Raw genomic sequence first — 1340 nt, 5'->3', positions numbered from 1 at the left:
GGGGCTATCACCCTTTGTTGCCAGGTTTTCCAACCTGTTCACCTAACGCCAAGTCTGCTTAAGGCTAATYCCGGGGTCGCTCGCCGCTACCTCGGCCGGAATCTTCAATTTGATTCTTTTCGTTTTCCTTCGGGTACTTATCGATGTTTTCACGTTCCCCGAGTTCGCCTCTTAGCGCTATGTATTCACACTAAGATACCTGCTTATGCAGGTGGGTTTCCCCATTCGGACATCCCAGATTCAAATGGCTTTTACTGCCTTATCTGGGCTTTTCGCAAGTTAATACGTCCTTCATCGCCTCTGACTGCCAAGCATCCACCGTCTACGCTTAATTACTTAACCATACAACCCCAAGAGGTCTTTTTTGCTCGATCTTTCTCTTTTTAAAAAGAAATCTACGTCGCAAACCACTTAGTGTTGAATCATCAACCAATTAAGGTTTTGTTTTTGCCGGACTCAAATAGAGACTTTGCTTATCGTAATAAGACAAAGTCCAAGCACACTTGATTGTGTGAGTGACAATACATTGTCACTGATTGAGAACTTTACTGTCATTCTTAAAGAATGACTTGTCAGCTTTCCAGATTGTTAAAGAGCATGTCGTTTATTACTAAATAAACCACTTTATTATTCGCTTTCAGACACCAGTCATCGCAACAGGAAATAACTGCTGTAAAAACGTATAATGAAATGGTGGAGCTAAGCAGGATCGAACTGCTGACCTCCTGCGTGCAAGGCAGGCGCTCTCCCAGCTGAGCTATAGCCCCAACAATAGCACTTTCTCTATCGAGAAAATGGTGGGCGATACCGGGCTCGAACCAGTGACCCCCTCCTTGTAAGGGAGGTGCTCTCCCAACTGAGCTAATCGCCCATCTTTCAGATTTGGTGGAGCTAGGCGGGATCGAACCGCCGACCTCTTGCATGCCATGCAAGCGCTCTCCCAGCTGAGCTATAGCCCCGCATCTGAGAAATGGTGGGTTGTACAGGATTCGAACCTGTGACCAATTGATTAAAAGTCAACTGCTCTACCAACTGAGCTAACAACCCAATGGCGTCCCATAGGGGAGTCGAACCCCTGTTACCGCCGTGAAAGGGCGGTGTCCTAGGCCTCTAGACGAATGGGACACGCTGATATGTTTGGGAACATATCCTCTTATAACTTCAACCTATACAATCTGTGTGAACACTCGCAAGAATAGCGTCAGTAAGGAGGTGATCCAGCCCCAGGTTCCCCTAGGGCTACCTTGTTACGACTTCACCCCAGTCATGAACCACACCGTGGTAAACGCCCTCCCGAAGGTTAAGCTATCTACTTCTGGTGCAGCCACTCCCATGGTGTG

Annotated in this window: 5 tRNA genes and 2 rRNA genes; all 7 read right to left on the bottom strand. The window is 47.4% G+C overall.

Annotation, left to right across the window (positions count from 1 at the left end):
• Nucleotides 1-342: ribosomal RNA gene (locus tag DZ54_RS0117515) — 23S ribosomal RNA — on the bottom strand; the annotation flags it as partial.
• A gap of 349 nt (nt 343-691) precedes the next feature.
• A tRNA-Ala gene (locus DZ54_RS0117510) sits at nt 692-767 on the bottom strand.
• 28 nt (nt 768-795) lie between these two features.
• Nucleotides 796-871 (bottom strand) — tRNA-Val (locus tag DZ54_RS0117505).
• Nucleotides 872-883: 12 nt separating this feature from the next.
• A tRNA-Ala gene (locus tag DZ54_RS0117500) sits at nt 884-959 on the bottom strand.
• Nucleotides 960-971: 12 nt separating this feature from the next.
• A tRNA-Lys gene (locus DZ54_RS0117495) sits at nt 972-1047 on the bottom strand.
• A gap of 2 nt (nt 1048-1049) precedes the next feature.
• Nucleotides 1050-1125 (bottom strand) — tRNA-Glu (locus DZ54_RS0117490).
• 80 nt (nt 1126-1205) lie between these two features.
• A 16S ribosomal RNA gene (locus DZ54_RS0117485) occupies nt 1206-1340 on the bottom strand; the annotation flags it as partial.

Source organism: Salinivibrio socompensis S35, from assembly GCF_000513715.1.
Taxonomy (GTDB): Bacteria; Pseudomonadota; Gammaproteobacteria; order Enterobacterales; family Vibrionaceae; genus Salinivibrio; species Salinivibrio socompensis.
The sequence above is the reverse complement of the archived record's forward strand: the minus strand, read 5'-3'. Positions and strand labels throughout refer to the sequence as shown.